Annotated in this window: 22 protein-coding genes; 10 read left to right on the top strand and 12 right to left on the bottom strand. The window is 53.2% G+C overall.

Annotated elements, in window-relative coordinates; translation table 11 throughout:
• The first annotated feature begins 265 nt into the window (after window positions 1–265).
• Window positions 266–889, top strand: a complete 624-nt coding sequence (locus EIP93_RS12380; RefSeq protein ID WP_125232779.1) for a helix-turn-helix transcriptional regulator — start codon at window positions 266–268, stop codon at window positions 887–889.
• Window positions 890–1006: 117 nt separating this feature from the next.
• On the opposite strand, the gene EIP93_RS12375 is transcribed toward EIP93_RS12380, so the two are convergent.
• Together EIP93_RS12375 and EIP93_RS12370 are read right to left on the bottom strand one after the other, a co-directional pair.
• A complete protein-coding gene (locus EIP93_RS12375; RefSeq protein WP_224651806.1) occupies window positions 1007–1276 on the bottom strand; it encodes a hypothetical protein in 270 nt (89 codons plus the stop codon).
• Window positions 1266–1940, bottom strand: coding sequence for a hypothetical protein (locus EIP93_RS12370; RefSeq protein WP_180790108.1), 675 nt, complete (start codon window positions 1938–1940; stop codon window positions 1266–1268). The genes EIP93_RS12375 and EIP93_RS12370 overlap by 11 nt, the downstream gene beginning before the upstream one ends.
• Before the next feature lie 325 nt (window positions 1941–2265).
• Here EIP93_RS12370 and EIP93_RS12365 point away from each other — a divergent pair, with 325 nt between their 5' ends.
• A complete protein-coding gene (locus tag EIP93_RS12365; RefSeq protein WP_010300843.1) occupies window positions 2266–2514 on the top strand; it encodes a GlsB/YeaQ/YmgE family stress response membrane protein in 249 nt (82 codons plus the stop codon).
• Between the two features lie 47 nt (window positions 2515–2561).
• Here the strand turns inward: EIP93_RS12365 and EIP93_RS12360 are convergent, their stop codons facing one another.
• The 8 genes from EIP93_RS12360 to pdxR all read right to left on the bottom strand — a co-directional run bounded on the left by EIP93_RS12360 (window position 2562) and on the right by pdxR (window position 11003).
• Complete coding sequence (locus EIP93_RS12360; RefSeq protein WP_125232778.1) at window positions 2562–3110, bottom strand: AAA family ATPase; 549 nt, start codon at window positions 3108–3110, stop codon at window positions 2562–2564.
• Window positions 3107–3760 (bottom strand): 2OG-Fe(II) oxygenase, encoded by a 654-nt coding sequence (locus EIP93_RS12355; protein ID WP_103940189.1) that lies wholly within the window; start codon window positions 3758–3760, stop codon window positions 3107–3109. Before EIP93_RS12355 ends, EIP93_RS12360 begins: the two co-directional genes overlap by 4 nt.
• A 54-nt stretch (window positions 3761–3814) precedes the next feature.
• Complete coding sequence (locus EIP93_RS12350) at window positions 3815–5059, bottom strand: aminotransferase family protein (protein ID WP_105879661.1); 1245 nt, start codon at window positions 5057–5059, stop codon at window positions 3815–3817.
• The gene (locus EIP93_RS12345) at window positions 5043–6092 is read right to left on the bottom strand and encodes a sulfotransferase family protein (protein WP_105879660.1); all 1050 of its coding nucleotides are present in this window, start codon (window positions 6090–6092) and stop codon (window positions 5043–5045) included. Before EIP93_RS12345 ends, EIP93_RS12350 begins: the two co-directional genes overlap by 17 nt.
• Window positions 6093–6105: 13 nt before the next feature.
• Window positions 6106–6921, bottom strand: a complete 816-nt coding sequence (locus EIP93_RS12340; protein ID WP_103860573.1) for a TauD/TfdA family dioxygenase — start codon at window positions 6919–6921, stop codon at window positions 6106–6108.
• A 153-nt stretch (window positions 6922–7074) separates the two neighbouring features.
• A complete protein-coding gene (locus EIP93_RS12335; protein ID WP_103970768.1) occupies window positions 7075–7854 on the bottom strand; it encodes an SDR family oxidoreductase in 780 nt (259 codons plus the stop codon).
• Window positions 7855–8221: 367 nt separating this feature from the next.
• Window positions 8222–9316 (bottom strand): ABC transporter ATP-binding protein, encoded by a 1095-nt coding sequence (locus EIP93_RS12330; protein WP_103970767.1) that lies wholly within the window; start codon window positions 9314–9316, stop codon window positions 8222–8224.
• Between the two features lie 193 nt (window positions 9317–9509).
• Entirely contained in the window at window positions 9510–11003 is a 1494-nt protein-coding gene (gene pdxR, locus EIP93_RS12325) for a MocR-like pyridoxine biosynthesis transcription factor PdxR (RefSeq protein ID WP_105879659.1), read from the bottom strand.
• Window positions 11004–11200: 197 nt separating this feature from the next.
• Between pdxR and EIP93_RS12320 the strand changes: the two genes are divergently transcribed.
• The 8 genes from EIP93_RS12320 to EIP93_RS12285 all read left to right on the top strand — a co-directional run bounded on the left by EIP93_RS12320 (window position 11201) and on the right by EIP93_RS12285 (window position 21151).
• Complete coding sequence (locus tag EIP93_RS12320; protein ID WP_039489301.1) at window positions 11201–12466, top strand: 4-aminobutyrate--2-oxoglutarate transaminase; 1266 nt, start codon at window positions 11201–11203, stop codon at window positions 12464–12466.
• Window positions 12467–12476: 10 nt separating this feature from the next.
• Window positions 12477–13949, top strand: a complete 1473-nt coding sequence (locus EIP93_RS12315) for an NAD-dependent succinate-semialdehyde dehydrogenase (RefSeq protein ID WP_125232777.1) — start codon at window positions 12477–12479, stop codon at window positions 13947–13949.
• A 358-nt stretch (window positions 13950–14307) separates the two neighbouring features.
• Window positions 14308–15387 carry an ABC transporter substrate-binding protein gene (locus EIP93_RS12310; protein WP_105879749.1) on the top strand — a complete coding sequence of 360 codons (1080 nt, stop codon included), beginning with the start codon at window positions 14308–14310 and terminating at the stop codon, window positions 15385–15387.
• Between the two features lie 42 nt (window positions 15388–15429).
• Entirely contained in the window at window positions 15430–16698 is a 1269-nt protein-coding gene (locus EIP93_RS12305) for an ABC transporter permease (protein ID WP_103860578.1), read from the top strand.
• Window positions 16699–16725: 27 nt separating this feature from the next.
• Entirely contained in the window at window positions 16726–17544 is an 819-nt protein-coding gene (locus tag EIP93_RS12300; RefSeq protein WP_039544793.1) for an ABC transporter permease, read from the top strand.
• 457 nt (window positions 17545–18001) lie between these two features.
• Window positions 18002–18736 carry an SDR family NAD(P)-dependent oxidoreductase gene (locus tag EIP93_RS12295; RefSeq protein WP_039537747.1) on the top strand — a complete coding sequence of 245 codons (735 nt, stop codon included), beginning with the start codon at window positions 18002–18004 and terminating at the stop codon, window positions 18734–18736.
• Window positions 18729–19853, top strand: coding sequence for a phosphotransferase (locus EIP93_RS12290; RefSeq protein ID WP_103940205.1), 1125 nt, complete (start codon window positions 18729–18731; stop codon window positions 19851–19853). Before EIP93_RS12295 ends, EIP93_RS12290 begins: the two co-directional genes overlap by 8 nt.
• Complete coding sequence (locus EIP93_RS12285) at window positions 19850–21151, top strand: aspartate aminotransferase family protein (protein ID WP_125232776.1); 1302 nt, start codon at window positions 19850–19852, stop codon at window positions 21149–21151. The genes EIP93_RS12290 and EIP93_RS12285 overlap by 4 nt, the downstream gene beginning before the upstream one ends.
• Window positions 21152–21188: 37 nt before the next feature.
• Here EIP93_RS12285 and EIP93_RS23085 read toward each other — a convergent pair whose 3' ends face one another.
• Window positions 21189–22049, bottom strand: coding sequence for a methyl-accepting chemotaxis protein (locus tag EIP93_RS23085; RefSeq protein ID WP_441841810.1), 861 nt, complete (start codon window positions 22047–22049; stop codon window positions 21189–21191).
• Window positions 22050–22436: 387 nt separating this feature from the next.
• Window positions 22437–22715: an MCP four helix bundle domain-containing protein gene (locus EIP93_RS23015; protein WP_326489409.1), complete on the bottom strand. Its 279-nt coding sequence runs from the start codon at window positions 22713–22715 to the stop codon at window positions 22437–22439.
• Window positions 22716–22990 lie beyond the last annotated feature (275 nt).

Genomic DNA, 22990 nt, shown 5'->3' with positions numbered 1-22990 from the left:
TCGTGGCCATTGGCCCGATGCTGTCGAATGCCTAATAAACAAAATATATAAAATTAGATAAATTGTCTAATTTGATTTATCTTTAGCTTCTCGGTCGACGTGAGGTGCGTCGTATGCTGCTGAAAAAAGGCGGAACGAGTACGTGTCACGGAGCAAGGCGAGACCACTGACGGCACCGCGTATGTACTAAATCAGGTGTATTTACAGTACACTCAGCGCCAGAAAACGCGCTTGCGCGAGCATGGGTAGAGGAATGGAGAGGAATATGTCTGCATCTGGAGAAGGTCTACTGCTGACGCAGTTAGATGCGATAGCCAAAGGGTTAAGCGAAACGTTCGCGCCATTCTGTGAAGTGGTCGTGCACGATCTGAAAAACCCGGAACACGCGATACTTTCGATTCACAATAACCTCTCCGGCAGGGAGATTGGCGCGCCTGCGACAGAACTGGGCCTTGCCCGAATCGCTTCGCCCGAATTTCCCAATATTTTAGCGAACTACGCCAACCAGTTTGCTGATGGGCGTCCGGTAAAAAGCACCTCGGTCGGCATCAAAAATGCGGAAGGTGAATACGTCGCCGCGCTGTGCCTGAACGTCGACATGACGCTCTTTCGAGGCATGCAAAATGCGCTGGCGCAGTTCACCCAGCTCGCGTCGGACTCCGTAACGGAGCATCTAGAACCAAACGGCGCAGCAGCCATCAGACAGCACATCGATCACTTCGCCGCCCGGCTTGCTACCACGCCACGAGCGCTAAAAGCGCAGGACAGAAAAATCCTGCTTCAGGAACTGAAAGACAACGGCCTGCTGGAAGTCAAAAAATCGATGGAAACCATTGCGCAGCACCTCGGCGTATCGCGGGCGTCGGTGTATTTGTATGCGAAGGAGTAAGTAAAGGGCAGCGTTTAATGCCAGATTGTTTTGAGACGCCAAGTTACTGATGTGATGGTGGCTGAATTTTTTAAGTAAAATGGTCGTAAATCAAGAAATGTATACGACCATTAGAAGTTATTTAGCGGGTTTATAAACTGACCCAATTGCCTCAATTATAGGATCTTTCTGGCGCTTAGTTCTTTTAGCGGAGGCTAAGACGATAGAAAAAACCTCTTCTTTAGTAGCAGTAATGCATTTCCCGTGTGGTGTTATGCGAGCAAGTTCTTCCTGTGTATATTTTATACTTCCCATATGCATTGATCCAATTTTATCTTCATTAAAATCAATATCATGACTATTTGCGATTAGAGACGGAGCATAGGTTTTTTTTCTGTTAGTTGCCATTTTCACCTCCATTAGATTCGTTCTCATTGAGCTCATTATCGCCTAAAAAATACTCACCTTCAACGCCGTCGTTTACTACCTGAATGTCTTCACGAAGCCATTGAAGAAGATTTTCTGAAGAGCGCCACAGTATCGTTTTGCTACCTCCCGTTATATCCTCAAAACCTTGTGTAATATAATAGTTAGCAACACTATCATTAATCGGTTCGATTAAGCGGACTCCGGTGCACTGTGTCTCTATTATGAAAAATAGTATGGCGTAGAGTGCATACTTTAGGGTATTCCCATCCAGTTCTGAATCACGCAGATGGAAATTTTGTAACATTTCAACATTTAGCGTTGGACCTTCCTCAAAGTGCTCTCCATCTTCTTCCCATTCAGTTCGCGGACAAAAGCTGCACATGCAAGCGGCTGCTGGCCTGTCTTCTGTAACCAGAAGTTTAAAACTGAAGTTAAAAGCATTCGGGCTTTCTAATATTCCACCGTTTTGATCCCAAGGGAGCTGATGGATATTAATAGTATTTCGTGTATGGGCAATACACCACTCCAAATCTATAGCAGTCAATTGTGCAACACGAAAATCCTTGTCTGCAAGGCCCAATATCTCATTTGTAGATGCTAGTGCTCTTACGCCAGCATCTAAAATATATAGTGCATCCGGCATTTCCCTCTCCGATGTTGAGATCGATTCAATAATTTATCCTAATCGGATGAATCCATTTAATATATTGAAAATAAGATATTTTATGGTTAATTGGTTTTTTATTAATGAAGTTGAGATCGCTATCGAAGTTATTTTCCCCTAAACACTGTGACCTTGAGTATCGACGAGCGAATTTTTGTATTCTTCAGTGAGTGATGCGCAGTGTTACATCATGAAGCGCCCACCCACCATTTCCCCAATCCTAACCTATACTTGCTTAACGGCCCGCTTTGCCGATGAGTGGCGAGAGAGCGGGTGTGGTGAAACGAAAACGCGAGGAGTAGGTATGGGTATTCTGTCCTGGATTATTTTTGGCTTAATTGCGGGGATTTTGGCTAAGTGGATTATGCCCGGTAAAGACGGCGGTGGCTTTATCCTGACGGTGTTGCTCGGGATTGTCGGTGCGGTTGTGGGCGGCTATATCAGCGTTTTCTTTGGGTTCGGCCGGGTCGATGGCTTTAATTTCGGCAGTTTTGTAGTGGCGGTTGTCGGCGCGATTGTCGTGCTGTGGGTATACCGCAAGATTCGGGATTAATTTTGTATCCGTTGCCCCTGTTCAGGGGCAACGGACCTTCTGTTGCGTCAATATGAAGATGAATAAAACCAGTCGAGTAACTGTTCTGCGGCTTCGTGAGGCGCCAGCGCAGAGGTGTGCAGTGAACGATGATGGGTTGCATCGATCGTGTCGGCGTAGTCGTAATTCCTCAGAATTTCTTTGAGTTTCTCCTGCGTATTCACCTTACCGAACTGATGTCGGTCAGCGTTTTCTACGCGATTTAAGAGGTGCGCTTCGTCGCTACAGAGTTGAACGAAAAATGGCGTCACGCCATGTTCCGCGCACAGTGTCTTTATCGCCTCAATGTACCCGTCGTCTTTGCTTCCCTCATAGCAGAAAGTCGTGATCAAATCGCGCTCATCCTCTGCAAAAAGCAGCGTGATGGCATAGAGCCTTAGCTGACAGGCGAAGCGCCGGAGCGTGCTAAATGCACTATCCGGCGGGAGCACCGCCATCGCTAAATCATACGTCAGATGATTATGAAATAGCGTTGCCCCCATTTTCTCTGCCAGCAGGCGACTGATAGTGAGTTTCCCCACCGCAGGCGGCCCGTAGAGAAAAATAAGCTTCTTCACTGCGCCGTACTCGTCGTGCCGGGTTCGTAATACGTGATGTTCAGCGCATTACGTGTTTTGACGGAAACGCCGGTTAGCGGCATGACTGCATGCCAGGTTTCATAAAACCCGTTGCGGATGATGACGCTGGCGTTGCCCATAATCGGAAGAACGGAATGGCAGACGTCAGCATGATTCTCTGGATTGAGGATCTGAAAGGCACCACCCCAACTTTCTTCCCATTCGGCGTTAAAATAGATAATCAGGCGGAATCCGCGTTTCAGGGATGCGTCGACATGGGGAAGGTAGTGCGTGTCCCGGCCGCCGCGAAAGGCCACCGCTTCCATTTTGAATTCGGAAAGGTCGGCACCGCAGAAGGCGGACAGGGCAGCAGTAAAGTCGTCAGAAACCAAGTCGTTGCACATTCCCTGCCAGGCGTCGGACAGCGTCGTGGTGTCGCTCACCTTGCCGGAGGCTAAAGGAATAAGGGTACGACGATAAAAGTAGCCGCCGTTACGTTCACGATAGTTAAACCCGTCGGTCGGGAACTCGTGAGCAAGCGTTGAGGCGACGGTACTGTTGCGCCATATCTGGGTTAGTTCTCCCCACTGGAAAGGGGTTTCATGCCGTTTGCCGTGGATGATGCGTTCAAGATCAAAATAGTCGGACATCTTTTCACTCCCTGTTATTAATCACACCTGACGGATAGTGGCGGTTAACGCCTATCAGAGGCTTCCCAGTGCGGTAGTCATACGTTGAATCAGTTCCTCTGTTTCGTTGGCTGAAATCGTGAAAGCGGGTGCCAGTTTTAAGTACGGGCCCGCTGCGCCAACGATGACGCCATGTTGGCGTATCGCCGCCTGCGCACGGCCACACTGTTCGAGGGACTCAAACGTCATCGATAGCATCAGTCCTTTACCTTGCAGGCTGATCAGCCCCTCGGTTTGAGGGAAATGCTGTTTGGCAAGCTGGAGGATCGTCCTTCCTTTTGCCGTGACCTCATCGTAGAGGTGATGCGCATCCAGATAATCCATGACAAACAGCGCCGCGCGGCAGCCCAGCAGGTTGCCGGATTGCGTGTGGCCGTGGCGGAAAAACGGCGGCATTTGCCTTTTGAAGCTGTCGGTAATTGCCTCCGTGGCAACCACGGCGGTAATGGGAACGCCACCGCCCAGACACTTGCTGAAAATGACAATGTCAGGCTGTGCACCTTGTGATACCGATTTACAGAACGTCCCCGCACGGCCAACGCCGCAGTAAACCTCGTCACAGATCAGCGGAATGTCGTGTTTTTTTGTTAACTGCGAAAGCTGTTGCAGGAAGCCTTCAGGCAGCAATCGGGTGCCTTCCATTGCCATGATCGGTTCAATAATGACGGCGGCGATGGTCGCTTCCTGCTCCTCCAGCAGCGTTTCCCAGCTGCGAATATCGCTGAGGTGTTCAGGTGGGGGCATCGTGATCGTATTGCTGTCGAGCAGAGACGGTAAAATACCCTCGTTGATAAAAGGGCGTCTTGTCGCCATCATCGCGCCGAGCGTACAGCCGTGGTACGCGCCGTTAATCGCCACGATTTTCGTTCGTGCTGGACGGGAACGGTTGACCTGATATTGCCAGGCCATTTTGAGTGCGCTTTCAACACCTTCGCTGCCGCTCCCGACGATGAACGTTTTGCGAAGGCCTGTACCGAGTAGCTTAGCGGCGAGTTTTTCGGCCAGTTCGCCGGGGAGTTGGGTGTTTGAATAGATATTGCAGGCATGAATCAGCGTGGATAATTGCTGTTGCAGAGCGGCAATGAATTCAGGGTGAGAATGCCCCAGGCAATGGTTATAACAGCCCGACATCCCGTCAAAGTAGCGCTGCCCGCGTTCATCATAAAGATAAACACCTTCGCCACGGTGAATAATCGGGCGTTCGTCTTTTTCAGCAAGAGCCGTATAAGGTGGCCAGTATGGGTTAGAGGTAGGATTCATATTGTGTCCCTGTCAGCGCGGTTCTGATGTCGTCAACGTTACTCACGATCGAATCAAGCGTTCGGGTCTCTTTTTTTCCTGTACCGGCACAGAGCCTGGAATCGGAAATCCCCAGGAAAGACAGCACCGTGCTGGAAGCCATATCGGGTGCTGACATCACTTCTTCGTAGTCAAGGGTGAGGGTGTCATGGTGCTGAAAAGCCTGATAAAACGCGGCCTGATTTTCCAGATTGCTATCGATGAACGCCGTTAGCTCATCGATCGACACGGCCATTTTTTCGTGAGAAATCGGGCGACTATCATGCTGGCCGACGTACCAGATGCGGTCGCGCAGGCTTTTCTTCAACGACACGAATTGCTGTAGCCGGCTTCTTCTTTCCAGCAGGATCAGTTTCAGGTCGGGAATTGCCAGCAAGGCAGGCCAGATCGGCGCATCGCCCCAGTTAGTATCAAGATCCCGAAACAGCACGAAACCGACCGCTTCGACATATTCAAAATAGGGTCTGAACAGGTGGCGATGCAGGATCGTTTCGATAGCGGTGTCTTTAACGGAATAGGGCAGTAAATGTTGGCCAAACCGGTTGAAGGCTTCACCGTGCATTTCAATATTCGGATGGGAACCTAACAGCGTGCGGAGCAGGTGGGTACCCGCTCTGGGCGTAGAGATGATGGCAAATTTCTGATAGCGGGTTTGTGCCGCCAGCACGTCCGCATCCACGCTGCCGCCTACCCATTTGTATTTTTCAGCAAGGGCAATTTTTTCGCAGAACCACGCAAAATAAGGCGGCGCGTCATGTTGAAGATCCTGTAGCTGCGCCTGAACTTCGTCTCCGCGTATTCCCTGAACGCTCCAGTTGACGCCGTTGAGACGGTATTCATGAACGAAGGTCAGCATTGCTGCCCGCGTTTTCTCGCTTATCGGTAGCTCGGCTAACTCATCCCGCATCCGGGCTTGAAGATGCTCTTGCGGGCACGTCAGCCAGCCATCCCAACGCGCCGCTAACGCAGATTCCGTCATTGAACGATCGGTCATGATCTCTCCTTGATTATGCGATCAGGGTAGGTGCGCGGGTGAACATGCCTCGCAGCAGGGTTCTTGGGGAGGCGGGATCGTCCGTATAGGAGTGGCGTCCGTGGGAGATTTTATCGTTACGCATGATCAAGGCCTGTCCGCGATAGAGAGGGAATGTCAGGTGATAGCGGCTACCTTCAGCGGCCAACTGCGACATGTACTCGACAGCCTCGACAACGCGCGGATTGATATTGCGTGAATAGTCCCAGTCGGCGGTCACATCCAGCGTAAACCCGCCAATATATCCGCCGTCCCGATCGGGACGAAAAACTGGACCGATATGGGCGTACTGTGTCCCGGATTGTGTCCCAGTTGAACGGCGTCTGAAAATCTGTTCTTCAAGCAGAATATTCGCTAAGTCAGGGTGCTCAGCCCGGAGTTTCTGAAACGCGGATACGCTATCAAACAGTACGGTTCCACCCCCTTGGCTTGCATGTTGTTTACAAAGGAGGATCGATGTTTTTATGCTTCCAATCGGGATATAAGAGCCATCGGTATGAAGAGAAAGGTGTGAGGTACTGTTGAAAACCATATGCGTGCCGTGTGAGAGCCCGCCAATCTGATTCACCCCGGATGTGGATACGCCCTCTTTGTGTTCCTGACGGTTAAAGGCTGACTGATAAATATCACCCAATGAATAAAGCGCTGACATTTTTTGGAAATCGGAATCATCGTATTTCCATTCGCGGGTAACGACGGCAAAGCGATATTTTTCGATATGCGCAATGACTGCCTTCTTATCTTCACTATCAATGACTTGTGGTGACCATCCATCAAAGCAACTTTTCATCGCTATTACTCCTGTAATTAGCTCGACTGAAAACGCACATGAATTTATATCCGTCATACTTCAAGTTGCATGCCTATTGGCTGTATTACGCGCCTCCTCCATGAGCCTCGTTAATTTGGAATGATTAAATAGCTAATAATGATGTGAGAGGTATTATATGGCGCTCATGCCTCCGTCAATGGAGAGTATTTGACCCGTAATATATTTACTGGCATCAGAAGCAAATAGGATCGCCGCACCTTTTAAGTCTTGATCATCCCCAATACGCCGCAGCGGGGATTTTTGCGCCAGTGCATCAACACCAAGGCGATTTAGCAAATTCTGTGTCATGGCGGAAGGGAAGAAACCGGGGGCGAGCGCATTGACGGTGATATTAAATTCACCCCATTCACCCGCCAATGCACGGGTAAAGTTCACCACGGCACCTTTGCTGGTGCTGTACGCGATGCCTTCCAGCCAGCCGGGCAGATTGCCCTGTAAGCCAGCAAGCGACGCCACGTTGATAACTTTCCCATAGCGGCGGGGGATCATGCTGCCTTTGCCGATTTTCTGCGTTAATAAAAACAGGCTGCGGATGTTCAGGTTCATGACGCGATCCCAGTCAGCAATCGCATGGTCTTCCGCTGGGGAACCGAATGCTGTACCGGCATTATTGACGAGAATATCTATCTGGCCCGTCTTGGCGATGGCTTCCTCTGCGAGGTGCTCAATATCGCGATCCTGCGCATTGTCGGCGGCAATCCATTCGGCACGAATACCCAATGAGGAGAGGTGTGACTGTGCTGTCTGCAATTCATCGGCGTGGCGCGCTGAGAGGATTATGTGAGCCCCTTGTGCGCCGAGTGCTTCAGCAATTTGTAGCCCTAATCCACGCGATCCTCCGGTGATGAGGGCCGTTTTTCCAGACAGATCAAAGAAGTGCGGCGTATCCATACGTATTCCCTTATATGAGATCTCTGTCCATTAGAATGTGCCCTTATTAATTCAAGTTACAGAATAAATCGTTATTATTGAATAACGTGGCTGAAACTTAAAATAGGAAGGGTTAGCACGAGCAACTGCATTGAGTGTAAATAGATATCAGGAAAAAATTCCAGCGATATTCTGTCATTAATAAACAGGATGTTTTTGAGTTGTGAGTGGTCACGCATTAATTACCTAAATAAAAATTATACCCTATGGCGCTAATTATTTTCTCTGTTCCCACTATATTAATTCAGTATCTGTTGCCCTTATTCAGGGCAACGTATTTATTTTTTCTGTTCGGCTTTTCACATCTCTTGATGCTGCCAGAGCACTATTAATGCGTAATGATGCTATCCAGTGCGCGCAGGTGCTCCGGTTGCCATGACAGATTGACTTCGGTACCCGCTTTCCAGTGCGGCTGAATCTCGCTGGCGGGGAGTTTCACCATAAACTGCGGCTGACCTGCCACTTCCGTCATCATCCTGACGTGATCGCCCAGATAGATGAACTGTTGAATGCGGGCTTTGACGTGCTGCATGCCGTCATCGATGTGAGCCGCGTTGACGTGAATGCGTTCGGGGCGGATGCAGAGCGTGATTTTTCGACCCGGTGAGCTTGGGCGGACTTTCAGCGCGCGCAGCGAGGTGCCATCGTCCAGTGTTGCCCGATAGAATGCGCCTTCGGCCTCGGTGCGTGTGGCGAGTAACGTATTGTTTTCGCCGATAAACTGCGCCACAAACGCATTCTCCGGTTTTTCGTAGATATCGCTGGGGCTGTCCATCTGCTGAATCACGCCATCGTTAAACACCGCGACACGGTTGGACATGGTCATCGCTTCGCTCTGGTCATGGGTGACGTACACCACGGTTAGTTCCAGCGACTGATGCAGCTCTTTGATTTCCAACTGCATATGCTCGCGTAGTTGCTTATCCAACGCGCCCAAAGGTTCATCCATCAGCACCAGCTTTGGCTCGAAAACCAGTGCGCGAGCCAGCGCTACACGCTGCTGCTGGCCGCCGGACATCTGGGCAGGGTAGCGATCGGCCAGGCTGGTGAGCTTCACGCGATCCAGTACCCGATCCACTTTCTCTTTGATATCGGCACGGTTCAGGCGACGGATGGAGAGTGGAAACGCCAGATTCTCCGCCACGGTCATGTGTGGAAACAGGGCGTAGTTCTGAAACACCATACCGATGTCGCGCTGGTGCGGTGGGAGATGGTGCAGCGGGGCGTCGCGCAGCATAATTTCCCCCTGCGTCGGGGTTTCAAACCCGGCGAGCATCATCAAACTGGTAGTTTTTCCCGAGCCGGATGGCCCAAGCAGGGTCAGAAATTCACCTTCACGGATATCCAGATTGAGGTTTTTAACGATCAGGCGGTCGCCATCATAGGTCTTCTGAACATTCCTGAAGCTGACATAATTTCTCATTTTTCACTCTCCGGCAGTCACTGTTATTCATAAGAATGCATAAACCATGCCGGATGCTTAGCGAGCAGAAAATACCGCGCTGCAATGCGCCATCACGCCATTGTTTACCACAACGGGTGCGCCGTAATGGGGCGTATTGATGGAAGATGGCACCGTAACGGTGCGAATGGGCGCGTATAAAAACGGGGGGCTGTCAGGCACCGGAATGACGTGTATGTAGCGCCTGAATACAGGCCACAATCACGGAAAAAGCCTGCGTCATTTGGCTCTCTTCCACGCTGGCGTAGCCCAGTAATAAACCGCGCTGCTGTGTCGGTTGCAGGTAGTAACTGGAAAGCGGTTTGACCATCACGCCACGGCGCAAAATCGCGGCGCTCAGCACGACATCATCGATGTGGGAAGGCAGGCTGAGCAGCATATGCAGCCCGGCGTTGCTGTTGTCCCCGACGTAATCTGCGCCCAGATGTTGTTCGATCAGGGACGTCAATAGCGCGCGACGCTTGGCATATAGCAGGCGCATGCGGCGGATATGCGCGGCGTAGTGGCCTTCGCGGATAAACTGCGCGAGCGTCGCCTGCGTGAGCCAGTGTCCGCCGCGATAGAGTTCGGAATGTGCCGTCTTCAGCGACTGCGCCAGCAGCGGCGGTAGCACCATGTAACTCACGCGCAGGCCAGGGTAGAGCGTTTTGCTGAATGTACCGATGTAGATCACCGGTGATTGCGTCTGTAGCCCTTGCAGCGCGGGGATCGGGCTGCCGGAAAAGCGAAATTCACTGTCGTAGTCATCCTCCACCACCCAGCAGCCGTGCTCCTGCGCCAGTGCCAGCAACCGTTGACGGCGTGCCAGGCTCATCACCGCACCCAGCGGATATTGATGTGACGGTGTCACGCAAATCAAGCGCGGGGCGACGTCAGGTGAGAGCGTTTCTGGCGGTGCCAGCCCTTGCTCATCGACATCGACGGGAGCAATGCGCAGGCCGTTAATCGTCAAAACATTACGAATGCCCCAATAGCAGGGATCTTCAATCCACGCCAAATCGCCAGGGTTACACAGCATTTTAGCTAGCAAATCCATCGCCTGATGGGTGCCTTCGGTAATCAGAATCTGCTCCGGCGTACACTCCACAGAACGGGCGACGCGCAGGTAATCTACCAGTGCCAACTGGAGTTCGGGGCAACCGCCAATCGGCGAATAGGAGAGCTGTTCGGGGCGAACACGCTTTGTCAGGCGCGTTTGAATACGCCGCCATAAATCATGAGGGAAGCTGGCGATATCGGGAATGCCGGGCATAAACGCTCCCCATTGCCGGACGGAAGCACCGGCATAACCCAGCAGATGCATACCGCGACGCGAAAGCTCATGCTTAGGCTCACGTATCTCCCCGGCGTTGTCGCTGTTCACCGGCTGCATATTGCCATCGGGTAACTGTTCCGTGACGAAAGTCCCGCTTCCTTTGCGTGCTTCAATATAGCCTTCTGCCAGTAGCTGTTCGTAAGCCGTCAGCACGGTATTGCGCGACAGCGACAGCTGCTGCGCCAGATCGCGCGACGACGGCAGGCGCTCGCCAGCGGCAATCGCGCCATCAAGAATCGCTAGCCGAATGCAGTCGTACAAACGCTTGTTCAGCGCGCCGTCTTGCTGGTTCGCTAAACGCTGAAGCAATAAGTCGGTCAGAAGTGAGCGCAAAAGTGGATCCTTCAAATATTCAAAACTGGCACTGGATTATAGAACCATCTCGCGTCTAAATGACATCATCATCTTTCGACAACCTGTCATCGTTCAACGAAAGCATCGTTCAACTAGATCATTGTTCAACTAGATCATTATTCAACTACAGCATCGCTTAACGACTAGCAGATGTGTTTGGGATACCGGAGCAGACCATGAAGAATAGCGAACTGAATCAACGCCGTCTGGCCGCCACACCGCGTGGTGTGGGTGTCATGTGTGATTTCTATGCCGAGCGTGCGGAAAACAGCACCCTGTGGGATGTTGAAGGACGGGAATTTATCGATTTTGCAGCCGGGATTGCGGTACTGAACACCGGCCACCGCCACCCGAAGATTGTCGCGGCGGTGCGCGAGCAGTTAGATCGCTTTACCCACACGGCTTACCAGATTGTGCCTTACGGCAGTTATGTCACGTTGGCAGAGCGCATCAATGCGCTGGCACCCATTGACGGTGCGGCAAAGACCACGTTCTTTACCACCGGTGCTGAAGCGGTAGAAAACGCGGTGAAAATCGCTCGTGCATACACCAAACGCCCCGGCGTGATCGCCTTCAACGCGGCGTTTCACGGCCGCACGTTGCTGACTATGACGCTGACGGGCAAAGTGGCACCGTATTCCACAGGGTTCGGCCCGTTCCCCGGCTCTATTTTTCATGCGCTTTATCCGAATGAGAAGCAAGGCATCACCGTTGAACAGGCGTTGGAAAGCGTTGAACGTCTGATGCATACCGATATCGCCGCCGATCAGGTTGCCGCCATTCTGCTGGAGCCGGTACAGGGCGAAGGCGGTTTCCACGTCGCGCCGCCGGCCTTTATCAGCGGGCTGCGTAAACTGTGTGACGAGCATGGCATCCTGCTGATTGCTGACGAAGTGCAGACCGGCTTTGCCCGTACCGGCAAGCTGTTTGCGATGGAATATTACGCGGAAAAAGCGGATCTGATCACCATGGCGAAAAGCCTAGGCGGCGGCTTCCCGATCTCCGGTGTCGTTGGTCGCGCTGACGTCATGGACGCTCCCTCGCCGGGCGGATTGGGCGGCACCTATGCAGGTAACCCATTGTCGGTTGCTTCGGCGCTGGCGGTATTGGACGTAATTGAAGAGGAAAAATTGTGCCAACGAGCACAGCGTCTGGGGGCTGCACTGGTGGAAACGCTGGAGAAAATCAAAGCGCAGTGTCCGGCACTGGTGGCGATTCGTGCACAGGGGTCGATGGTGGCGGCAGAATTTAACGATCCGAATACGGGTAAACCGTCAGCAGAAATTACCCGTCAATTTCAGAAAAGCGCGTTGGAAGCCGGTCTGCTGCTGCTGACCTGTGGCGTACATGGCAACGTGATCCGTTTCCTGTACCCGTTAACGGTGCCTGACGATCAGTTCAGCAAGGCCATGAGCATCCTGACGCGCGTATTAACACGATAGAAGAGAAGCTATGCAACTGAAATCATCCATTTCATTGAAACAACAAACCTTATTCCGTCAACACTGCCTGATTGACGGCGAGTGGCAAGACAGCCAAAACGGTGAACGTCTGGATGTCACCAATCCGGCGACGGGCGAGGTGCTGGGGTCGGTGCCACTGGTGACGGTGTCACAAACTGAGCAGGCGATTGTCGCCGCAGAGTTGGCGTTAGTTGAATGGCGTAAGAAGACGGGAAAAGAACGTGCCGCGCTATTGCAGGCGTGGGCGCGCCTGATTATGGAGAATCAGGAAGATCTGGCTGCGCTGCTGACGGCGGAGCAGGGAAAACCGCTTGCGGAAGCACGGGGTGAAATCGCCTACGCGACCAGCTTTATCGACTGGTTTGCGGAAGAAGCTAAGCGCATTGAAGGCAGCGTGCTGCAATCCCCGCAGGGGCAGCAGCGTCTGCTGGTTATTAAGCAGCCCATTGGCGTATGTGCCGCGATTACGCCGTGGAATTTCCCGGCGGCGATGATTACACGTAAGGTCGGGCCCGCGCTGGCGGCAGGCTGCACGATGATCGTTAAACCCGCCGAGCAAACGCCGTTTACCGCGCTGGCGCTGGCGGAACTGGCGCAGCAGGCTGGTATTCCGCGCGGCGTATTGCAGGTCATCGTCGGTGATGCGCAGTCGGTCGGTAAAGTGCTGTGTGATAGCCCGGTGGTGCGTAAGCTGAGTTTTACCGGCTCGACGGAAGTGGGCCGCATCCTGATGGCGCAGAGTGCGCCAACGGTGAAAAAGCTGTCGCTGGAGTTGGGCGGCAACGCGCCGTTTATCGTGTTCGATGATGCCGATGTGGATCAGGCGGTGAAAGGCATTCTGGCCTCCAAGTTCCGCAACAGCGGGCAGACCTGCGTTTGTGCCAACCGGATCTACGTGCAGAACGGTATTTACCCAACGCTGGTCGAACGGCTGGTTGAGGAAGTGCGCAAGTTGAACGTCGGCGACGGTACGCAGCCGGGCGTGACGCAGGGGCCGCTGATTGATGCCGATGCGGTGAAAAAGGTTGAGCAGCACATTGCTGATGCGTTATCGCACGGCGCAACGCTGCTGCTGGGCGGTAAACGCCACGAACTGGGCGGCACGTTCTTCACGCCAACCATCGTCGGCGGGGTGACGCGCGAAATGCGTTTCGCCCGCGAAGAGACGTTCGGACCTGTGGCACCGCTGTTCCGCTTTAGTGATGAGGCCGAGGCGATAGCGATGGCGAACGATACCGAATTTGGGCTGGCGGCCTATGTCTACACGCGTGATGCCGTGCGTCAGTGGACGGTGCCGGAAGCGCTGGACTACGGCATGGTCGGCATTAATACCGGGTTGATCTCGAATGAAGTCGCGCCGTTTGGCGGGGTGAAGCAGTCTGGGCTGGGGCGTGAAGGGTCACGTTTCGGTATTGAAGACTATCTGGAAATGAAATATCTCTGCGTCGATCTTTCACGATAGATCGTCGGTAAGAAACGCGTGTCGATAGCCCCTATCTGCACGCGCACACCAGACGCGCAATGTGTCTTGGTGGTGCAAGGCAATGCTGGCTTGCACCACAACATGGCAAAAATGGTGAAATGGCATCAGGTGGAGAGTGAGGTCGTGTATCCCTGATGCTTCTTATCACCGTTCCCGCCGCCGCGGCAGTAAAACATCAATAAAATTTTTGAATTGGCACAATTTATGCTCATATTTTTTTGCATGATTATCATGATACATGATGCATCAAAATGGCAGTCTGCAAAATTGTGGTTCGTATTTGACCTTATACGTTGGCTAACACTCCAGGAGCAAAACTATGACCCTATTCAACGCCATGTCCAAACTTACCAACACATCCAAAGCGAAAGGCCTCTGCAACCGTCCGGTACTGAAGAAAATAGCGGCGACGGCTTTTCTGGTGACGATGGCCTGTCAGGCGCAGGCGGAATCCGTCACGGTGATTTCATTCGGCGGGTTGAACAAAGATGCGCAGGATAAGGCATTTTACAAACCGTTCGCCGCGGCGGGAAAAGGCACGGTGGAAGCCGGTGAGTATAACGGTGAAATGGCGCGTATCCGGGCGATGGTGGAAACCGGACAGGTAGGTTGGGACGTCGTGGAAGTCGAAGGCCCTGAACTGATGCGCGGCTGTAGTGAAGGACTGTTTGAACCGCTGGACTGGTCAAAACTGGGCGATCAATCTCAGTTTGTTAAAGGCGCGGTGACCGAGTGCGGTGCGGGGATCTTCCTGTGGTCTACCGTGCTGACCTATAACGCACAGAAGCTGAAACAGGCACCGAAAAGCTGGGCAGACTTCTGGAATGTGAAAGATTACCCCGGCAAACGTGCGCTGCGTAAAAGTGCCAAATTTACGTTGGAAATCGCGCTGCTGGCCGATGGCGTGAAGCGTGAGGATCTCTACACGGTGTTGGCGACGCCAGAAGGTGTCGAGCGCGCTTTCAAGAAACTGAATCAGATCAAATCGAATATCCAGTGGTGGGAATCCGGCGCACAGCCGCTGCAATGGCTGGTGTCGGGCGATGTGGTGATGACGTCTGCCTATAACGGCCGCGTCGCGGCGGCACAGAAAGAAGGGCATGACTTCAAGATTGTCTGGGCCGATAGCATTTACGATCTGGACAGTTGGGCGATCGTAAAAGGCTCCAAGCACAAGGCACTGGCGGAGCAGTTTATCGCGTTTGCCAACCAGCCGGAAAACCAGAAGGTGTTCGCCGAGAATATTCCGTATGGCCCAACGCACGTCAAAACCACCAGCCTGCTGGCACCGGCCGTTGCGGCCAATCTGCCGACCGCACCGGATAATCTGGCACAGGCCTTGCAAGTCGATACTGAGTTTTGGATCGATCATGGTGAAGAGCTGGAACAACGTTTTAACGCCTGGGCCGCGCAGTAAAGCCGCAGTGAGTGACCGTACGTGATGATGGAGAAAGAGCCTATGTCCCAGAGCGATATCGTAACCGCTGCACCATCTGGCGGAAACGAGGATTATTCGACACTGAAACAGCAATTGTCGGTGGCGCAGAAAGCCTATAAAAAACGCTCTCTGCTGCTGATTGCGCCGCTGTTTCTGTTTATCGTGGTGAGTTTTCTCTTCCCGATCACCTCGATTTTGGGGAAAAGCGTCTCCAACCCGGAATTGCGCGACAATATGCCACAGACCATTGCCGCGATGCGGCTCTGGTCGGGCAACGATGTGCCGGATGAGGCGGTCTTTCGGGCGTTAGTCGGCGATCTGCGCGATGCTCGCAGCAGCGGTAAGTTAAGCACGATCACCAAACGATTGGGGTATGAAGGGTCGGAATATCGCACGCTGATTACCCGCACATTGCGTAAGCTGCCCGCTGAGGGCAGCAGCGATATTCGTGACCAACTGATACGTGAACAGCCGATGTGGGGTGAGTTGGCGACCTGGCAAACGTTCGATCGCGCGGCGCGGCCTTTTACCAGCTATTACCTGCTGGCGGTGTTTGACCACAAAGTCGATGCCACCACGCAGCAGATTGTCCCGCAGCCTGCCGATCAGGCGCTGTATGTCGATGTGCTGCTGCGTACGCTGCTGATGGCGGGTGTGGTGACGCTGCTGTGCGTTGGGCTGGGATATCCGCTGGCCTATTGGCTGGCGAAACAGCCTTCTAACCGCGCAAACCTGTTGCTGATTCTGGTGCTGTTGCCGTTCTGGACATCGCTGATCGTGCGGACGGCAAGCTGGATTGTGCTGTTGCAGTCCGGTGGCTTGATCAACCGTTCGCTGATGCACATCGGCATTATCGACGAGCCGCTGGTGCTGGTGTTCAACCGCATCGGTGTCTACATCTCAATGACTCACATTTTGCTGCCGTTCTTCATTCTGCCGCTGTACGCGGTGATGAAAGGTATTTCCCCAAACTACGTACGCGCGGCGATTTCGCTGGGTGCGCATCCGTTTATCGCCTTCTGGCGGGTTTACGTGCCGCAAACGTACGCGGGCGTGACGGCGGGAGCGCTGCTGGTCTTTATGATGGCGATTGGCTACTACATTACGCCTGCGCTGCTGGGCGGGCCGAGTGACCAGATGCTGAGTTATTTTGTCGCGTTCTTCACCAATACCACCATGAACTGGGGAATGGCGGCAGCGCTGGGGACGCAGTTGCTGATCATCGTGACGCTGCTGTATGTCGTGTACATCCGTGTAACGCGCACCAATGCGGAAGCCGCGGCGCACTAAGCACACCTTATATTGGGGAGATAACAAATGAGACAGCAGGGTGAAGTGGTTATCCGTCTGTGGAACACGTTCTTTAATTTCTACGGGGCGGCGATGCTGTTGTTTTTAATCGTGCCCGTGCTGGTGATTGTTCCGCTCTCATTCAATGCCGGTTCGTTTCTGAGCTATCCGTTGACGGGATTTTCCCTGCGCTGGTATCGCGAATTTTTCAACTCCAGCGAGTGGCTGGGTGCGTTGGGCAACAGCCTGCTGATTGCGCCGCTTGCCACGTTGCTGGCGACGGTGCTTGGTGTGCTGGCCTCAGTCGGGCTGGTGCGCGGTGAATTTCGCGGTAAGTCACTGGTGATGGCGGTGCTGATTTCACCGATGATTGCGCCGGTGGTGATTGTCGCGGTAGGGATGTTTTTTTTCTTCGCCAAACTGTCGCTGCTGAATAGCTATCTGGGGCTGGTATTGGCCCATGCGATGCTCGGTGTGCCGTTCGTGGTGATTACGGTCACGGCGGTATTGAAGAACTACGATCACAACCTGACGCGCGCCGCCGCCAGCCTGGGCGCTTCGCCGCTGCTGGCTTTTCGCAAGGTCACGTTCCCGCTGATTGCCCCCGGCGTGTTCTCCGGTGCGCTGTTTGCTTTTGCGACCTCGTTTGATGAGGTGATCGTCACGCTGTTTCTTGCCAGCCCGCGCCAGCGCACGCTGCCGCTACAGATGTTTGCTGGCATCCGTGAAAACCTCGACCCGACGATAGCCGCCGCCGCCACCATGATGGTGGGTGCTGCGCTTATCCTGCTAATCGTGATGGAGATTTTACGCCGCCGTTCGGAGCGGTTACGGAGTGGGAACTAATCTGGCAAACATCATCAAAAAACAACCAGTGTAAGCGGCTCGGTTGTTATCCGGCGTAAGAAATTATGCTTAGGAGATAGCAGGCTTAGGATGAGCGGCATGGATGCTGCGAAAGCTTGCGCCACGTAGGGAACGTGTCGCAAGCGGTCCGTTAAGCCTGATACCGACGAAGGCATCGCGCAGCGACATAATTAGCGCCGAAAAGCCAGGGTTCGCAGGGCGACGGCGAGTGAGCCGCCCTGCGTCGGGCACGTGCTACGAGGTAGCATGAAATAACAGTACTGTAGCGCACGAAACGCTCTCTGATTCGGCATAAAAATGTGTTTAAGAGTGCGCTTCGTTAAGAGAAAAGACTAAATTTCGCTGGATATTTTTTCAGCTTTTTTTAAAACTCAAATCATGATGCATCAAACACCAATTTGATGAATTTTGTACAAAAGGACTCAGGAGGTTCGGTATGACAGCGCAAAAAACACTACTGCTGACCGGTGCCAGCCGGGGAATCGGGCATGCCACCGTGAAGCATTTTCATGCGGCAGGATGGCGGATTTTTACCGCGTCGCGCCAGAACTGGGCGGAAGAGTGCCCGTGGGCGGAAAAGTTGCTTAATCACATTCATCTTGATTTGGAAGATATCGACAGCCTGCAACAGACGTTACCGCTGATTAAGGAAAAGCTGGGCGGGCGGCTGGATGCGTTGGTCGATAACGCGGGCATTTCGCCAAAAGGCGCTGATGGGCAGCGCTTGGGCGTCCGCGATACGGACTATGCGACCTGGCTGCGGGTCTTCAACGTCAATCTGTTTTCCTGTGCGCTGCTGGCGAACGGCTTGTTCGATGAACTCAAGGCCTCACAAGGCTGTGTGATCAATGTGACCTCGATTGCCGGATCGCGCGTTCACCCCTTTGCCGGCGTGGCTTACGCCACGTCAAAGGCGGCATTGTCTGCGCTGACGCGGGAAATGGCGTTTGATTTCGGCCCACACGGCGTGCGCGTAAATGCGATTGCGCCGGGGGAAATTGAAACCTCGATTCTGTCACCCGGTACGGGCGACATCATTGAACGGCAGGTGCCGATGCAGCGTTTAGGCAAACCCGAAGAAGTCGCCAGCCTGATCTATTTTCTCTGCACTTCCGGTGCCTCTTATGTCAACGGCGCAGAAATTCACATAAACGGAGGACAGCATGTCTGACGGACGACTCAGCGCACTTTTTCCTTCATTCCCACGTCTGGCGTCTAATCAGCCCGTTTTTGTTGAGGCTTCACCGCACGGCGATGAGTTAATGACGCAGGCCGTCCCGCAGGTTTCCTGCCAGCAGGCCTTGGCTATCGCGCAGCAAGAATATGGATTGACTGGGCAGATTGCGCTGCTTCAGGGCGAGCGAGATGTAAATTTCTGTCTGATGGTCACGCCAGATGAACGCTACATGCTGAAAGTCATCAATGCAGCGGAACCTGCCGAGGTCAGCGACTTTCAGACCGCGTTGCTGTTGCACCTTGCTCTGCGGGCACCCGAATTGCCCGTCCCGCGTATCAGGCCGACAACGGCGGGTCTGGCGGAAACGAGCGTTGAGATTGATGGCGTACTGCTGCGCGTGCGTCTGGTGAGCTATCTGGCGGGTATGCCGCAATATCTGACCTCGCCTTCAACGGCACTGATGCCGCAGTTGGGAGGCTCGCTGGCGCAGTTGGACAATGCACTTCACGGCTTTACGCATCCGGCGGCGAACCGTTCGCTGCTCTGGGATATCAGCCGCGCGGAACAGGTGCGTCCTTATCTCGATTTCGTTCCTGAACCGCAGCAGTACCAGCATCTTCAGCGTGTTTTTGACCGCTATGACAGCCACGTCGCGCCCGAATTGACGACGCTACGTCGTCAGGTCATTCATAACGATCTGAATCCGCATAATGTGCTGGTCGATGGCACGTCGCCGACGCGGGTCACTGGCATTATCGATTTTGGCGACGCCGTCTTTGCCCCATTAATCTGCGAAGTGGCAACGGCGCTGGCGTATCAAATTGGCGATGGGGCGGATCTGCTGGAACAGGTTGTGCCGTTTATTGCCGCGTATCACCAGCACAGGCCGCTGACATCGGCGGAGATCGCACTGCTGCCCGATTTGATAGCGACCCGCATGGCGCTCACCCTGACCATTGCGCAGTGGCGTGCATCGCGCTACCCCGATAATCGAGAGTATCTGCTGCGCAATGTGCCGCGTTGTTGGCACAGTTTGCAGCGCATCGCGACCTATTCTCATGCGCAGTTTGTGACTCGCCTACAGCAGGTTTGCCCGGAGAACGTACGATGAATCAGAGAGAAATCACGCCTGAAATGACGATGACAGAAGATTTGCTGGCACGCCGTCAGCGGGTATTGGGTAGCGGCTACCGCCTGTTTTATAACGAACCACTGCACGTCGCGCGCGGCGAAGGCGTGTGGCTGTTCGATCATCAGGGAAAGCGCTATCTGGACGTCTATAACAATGTGGCTTCGGTTGGGCATTGCCATCCCGCGGTGGTGGAAGCGATGGCGCGACAGAGTGCACAGCTCAATACCCATACGCGGTATCTGCATCATGCAATTGTCGATTTTGCAGAAGATCTGCTGAGTGAGTTTCCTGCTGAGTTGAATAACGTAATGCTGACCTGTACCGGCAGTGAAGCCAACGATCTGGCATTGCGCATTGCCCGACATGCTACAGGAGGAACGGGCATGTTGGTGACACGCTGGGCGTATCATGGCGTGACCAGCGCGCTGGCAGAGCTGTCGCCGTCGCTGGGGGAAGGTGTTGCGCGTGGCAATCACGTGAAGCTGATTGACGCACCGGATACCTATCGTCAGCCCGGCGCATTTCTTACCAGCATTCGTGAAGCGTTGGCGCAGATGCAGCAGGAGGGGATTCGTCCTGCCGCGCTGCTAGTGGATACGATTTTTTCCAGCGATGGCGTGTTCAGCGTGCCGGAAGGCGAAATGGCGCAGGCGGCGGCGCTGATCCGTCAGGCGGGCGGGCTGTTTATTGCGGATGAAGTACAGCCGGGTTTTGGACGCACGGGGGAATCGCTATGGGGCTTTGCGCGCCACGGCATCGTCCCGGATCTGGTGAGTTTAGGGAAACCGATGGGCAACGGGCATCCTATCGCCGGATTGGTTGGACGTTCCGCGCTGTTCGATGCATTTGGGCGAGATGTCCGCTATTTCAATACGTTCGGCGGCAATCCGGTGTCCTGTCAGGCGGCGCACGCGGTGCTGCGGGTGATTCGCGAAGAGCAGTTGCAGCAGAATGCCCAGCGGGTTGGTGATTATCTGCGGCAAGGGGTACAGCAACTGGCGCAGGATTTCCCGCTGATTGGTGATATTCGGGCTTACGGTTTGTTTATTGGCGTAGAGCTGGTCAGCGATCGTGAAAGTAAAGCGCCGGCAAGTGAATCGGCGTCGCAGGTGGTGAATGCCATGCGTCAGCGCGGTGTGCTGATCAGCGCAACGGGGCCAGCAGCGAACGTGCTGAAAATCCGCCCGCCGCTGGTGTTTCAGGAAGAGCACGCCGATGTGTTTTTAACCACATTGAGCGACGTGTTAAAGGTCATCGACACCCGCACGTGGGAATAATCAATCGCGTGCAGGTGCCGTGAAAAAGGCGAGGGGATTAGATACGGAACGCCGCGACGGCATGGCTGAGTTCACCCGCACGTTCGGACAGCGAACTGGCTGCTGCGGCGGCTTCGTTTACCAACGCGGCGTTTTGCTGCGTGACCGTTTCCATCTGTGAAATCGCGGTATTAATCTGCCCGATGCCCAGACTTTGTTCATTGCTGGCGGTAGAAATTTCGGTCACGATCGAGGCCACGCGTTTGATGTCTTCCACCACGCTTTGAATTGTGCTGCCCGCATCGATGACGGCATGGTGTCCATGGTTTGCCTGTTCGACGGACGTCCCGATCAGTTCTTTGATCTCTTTCGCCGCGTTGGCACTGCGCTGTGCCAGCGTGCGTACTTCTCCCGCGACCACCGCAAAGCCTCGGCCCTGTTCGCCCGCTCGAGCGGCTTCCACGGCGGCGTTCAGCGCGAGGATGTTGGTCTGGAACGCGATGCCGTCGATCACGCCGATGATATTGGTGATTTTCTCTGCGGATGACACCATTTGCTGCATTGCTGATGTCACATCGCCCATCATCTTGCCGCCGTCAACTGCGCGCTGTGAGGCGGTGGTTGCCAACTGGCTGGCGTGAGCGGCATGGGTGGCATTCTGTTTGACCGAGGACGTCATCTGTTCCATTGATGCCGCCGTCTCTTCCAGTGAACTGGCCTGCTGCTCGGTACGAGAGGAGAGATCGATATTGCCATTGCTGATCTGGCTGGATGCGGTCGCAATAATGTCGGCGTTACCGTGTACACGCTCGACGATATCGGTCAGGTTCAGCACCATTTCCCGCAGTGCGGTTTGCAACTGTCCCATTTCATCGTTCGACGTAATTTCGATGCGATGCGTCAAATCGCCATCTGCCACTTTTCTGGCTAAATCCACGGCATTTTTTATCGGTACGGCAATCGATATAATCAATCGCCAGCCGGATAAGGCAACGATAACGATCCCCGCCAGAAGGGTAATCACTACGGAAAGTAATATATTACTGAAACTACTTTGTGATTCCAAATAGAGTTCCTGACCTACATCAGATTGTAATTTAATCAACTGGTCAGCCGTCTTTTGCAGCGGTGCGTATTCGCTTTTTAAGGTATGATTAATAATATATTCTAATGCATTTTTATCATTTTTCTGTATTGCATTAATGGCGGGGGTAACGACTTTATCGTTGTACTGCTTGTATAACACTGCAAACTGTTCTTCTAATAACTTCTCGTCGCCCGTTAAATACGTCTTGCTGTATAAATCCTATTGCACATCATAAATTTTTTGTGCTTCTGCGATGTGCTCCAACCCGGTCTTGACATTGTTCGGCTGTGAGAGATCAACGCTGGCGATTTCAAACATCACGGTGTTCACCTGTCTAGTGATGTTGTCCAGATACCCCAGTGCTATCAGCCGATCCTGATACAGGGTTTTCATCGATTGGTTGGTGTTGTTCATGCCAAACAGCCCGATAAGGGAGACAACCAACAGCAATAATGCCATTAACAACATAACCGAAATTAATTTAAATTTAATACTCATAAATACCTCTAATTACTCCCGGATAAGGAGCGGTATTCTTATATCGACGGAATAAAGAGAATGTTTATGTTGAGATAAACTAAAATTTAAAAGTGGTATCAGGGGACTTGCAATAGCATCGATTTACATTGGTTTACAAAGCGTTCGGCATTCTATGCTGGTTGGATGGGTAATCATTAAAATATTATCCTGACCGGAAAGTTACCGTTACAGCTAACTGAGGACGATAATATTTAAGATAACGCCATAAGGATAATTTTTAAAAAACCAGAGCT

The organism is Pectobacterium versatile (assembly GCF_003932035.1).
In the GTDB taxonomy this organism is placed as follows: Bacteria; Pseudomonadota; Gammaproteobacteria; order Enterobacterales; family Enterobacteriaceae; genus Pectobacterium; species Pectobacterium versatile.
Note: the sequence above shows the minus strand (reverse complement) of the source record. Positions and strands in the feature narration are given on the sequence as shown.

Coding starts and splice junctions, on each gene's coding strand:
- EIP93_RS12380 (WP_125232779.1), top strand. CDS start 266: ATGTCTGCATCTGGAGAAGGTCTACTGCTGACGCAGTTAGATGCGATA.
- EIP93_RS12375 (WP_224651806.1), bottom strand. CDS start 1,276: ATGGCAACTAACAGAAAAAAAACCTATGCTCCGTCTCTAATCGCAAAT.
- EIP93_RS12370 (WP_180790108.1), bottom strand. CDS start 1,940: ATGCCGGATGCACTATATATTTTAGATGCTGGCGTAAGAGCACTAGCA.
- EIP93_RS12365 (WP_010300843.1), top strand. CDS start 2,266: ATGGGTATTCTGTCCTGGATTATTTTTGGCTTAATTGCGGGGATTTTG.
- EIP93_RS12355 (WP_103940189.1), bottom strand. CDS start 3,760: ATGTCCGACTATTTTGATCTTGAACGCATCATCCACGGCAAACGGCAT.
- EIP93_RS12350 (WP_105879661.1), bottom strand. CDS start 5,059: ATGAATCCTACCTCTAACCCATACTGGCCACCTTATACGGCTCTTGCT.
- EIP93_RS12345 (WP_105879660.1), bottom strand. CDS start 6,092: ATGACCGATCGTTCAATGACGGAATCTGCGTTAGCGGCGCGTTGGGAT.
- EIP93_RS12340 (WP_103860573.1), bottom strand. CDS start 6,921: ATGAAAAGTTGCTTTGATGGATGGTCACCACAAGTCATTGATAGTGAA.
- EIP93_RS12335 (WP_103970768.1), bottom strand. CDS start 7,854: ATGGATACGCCGCACTTCTTTGATCTGTCTGGAAAAACGGCCCTCATC.
- EIP93_RS12330 (WP_103970767.1), bottom strand. CDS start 9,316: ATGAGAAATTATGTCAGCTTCAGGAATGTTCAGAAGACCTATGATGGC.
- EIP93_RS12320 (WP_039489301.1), top strand. CDS start 11,201: ATGAAGAATAGCGAACTGAATCAACGCCGTCTGGCCGCCACACCGCGT.
- EIP93_RS12315 (WP_125232777.1), top strand. CDS start 12,477: ATGCAACTGAAATCATCCATTTCATTGAAACAACAAACCTTATTCCGT.
- EIP93_RS12310 (WP_105879749.1), top strand. CDS start 14,308: ATGTCCAAACTTACCAACACATCCAAAGCGAAAGGCCTCTGCAACCGT.
- EIP93_RS12305 (WP_103860578.1), top strand. CDS start 15,430: ATGTCCCAGAGCGATATCGTAACCGCTGCACCATCTGGCGGAAACGAG.
- EIP93_RS12300 (WP_039544793.1), top strand. CDS start 16,726: ATGAGACAGCAGGGTGAAGTGGTTATCCGTCTGTGGAACACGTTCTTT.
- EIP93_RS12295 (WP_039537747.1), top strand. CDS start 18,002: ATGACAGCGCAAAAAACACTACTGCTGACCGGTGCCAGCCGGGGAATC.
- EIP93_RS12290 (WP_103940205.1), top strand. CDS start 18,729: ATGTCTGACGGACGACTCAGCGCACTTTTTCCTTCATTCCCACGTCTG.
- EIP93_RS12285 (WP_125232776.1), top strand. CDS start 19,850: ATGAATCAGAGAGAAATCACGCCTGAAATGACGATGACAGAAGATTTG.
- EIP93_RS23015 (WP_326489409.1), bottom strand. CDS start 22,715: ATGAGTATTAAATTTAAATTAATTTCGGTTATGTTGTTAATGGCATTA.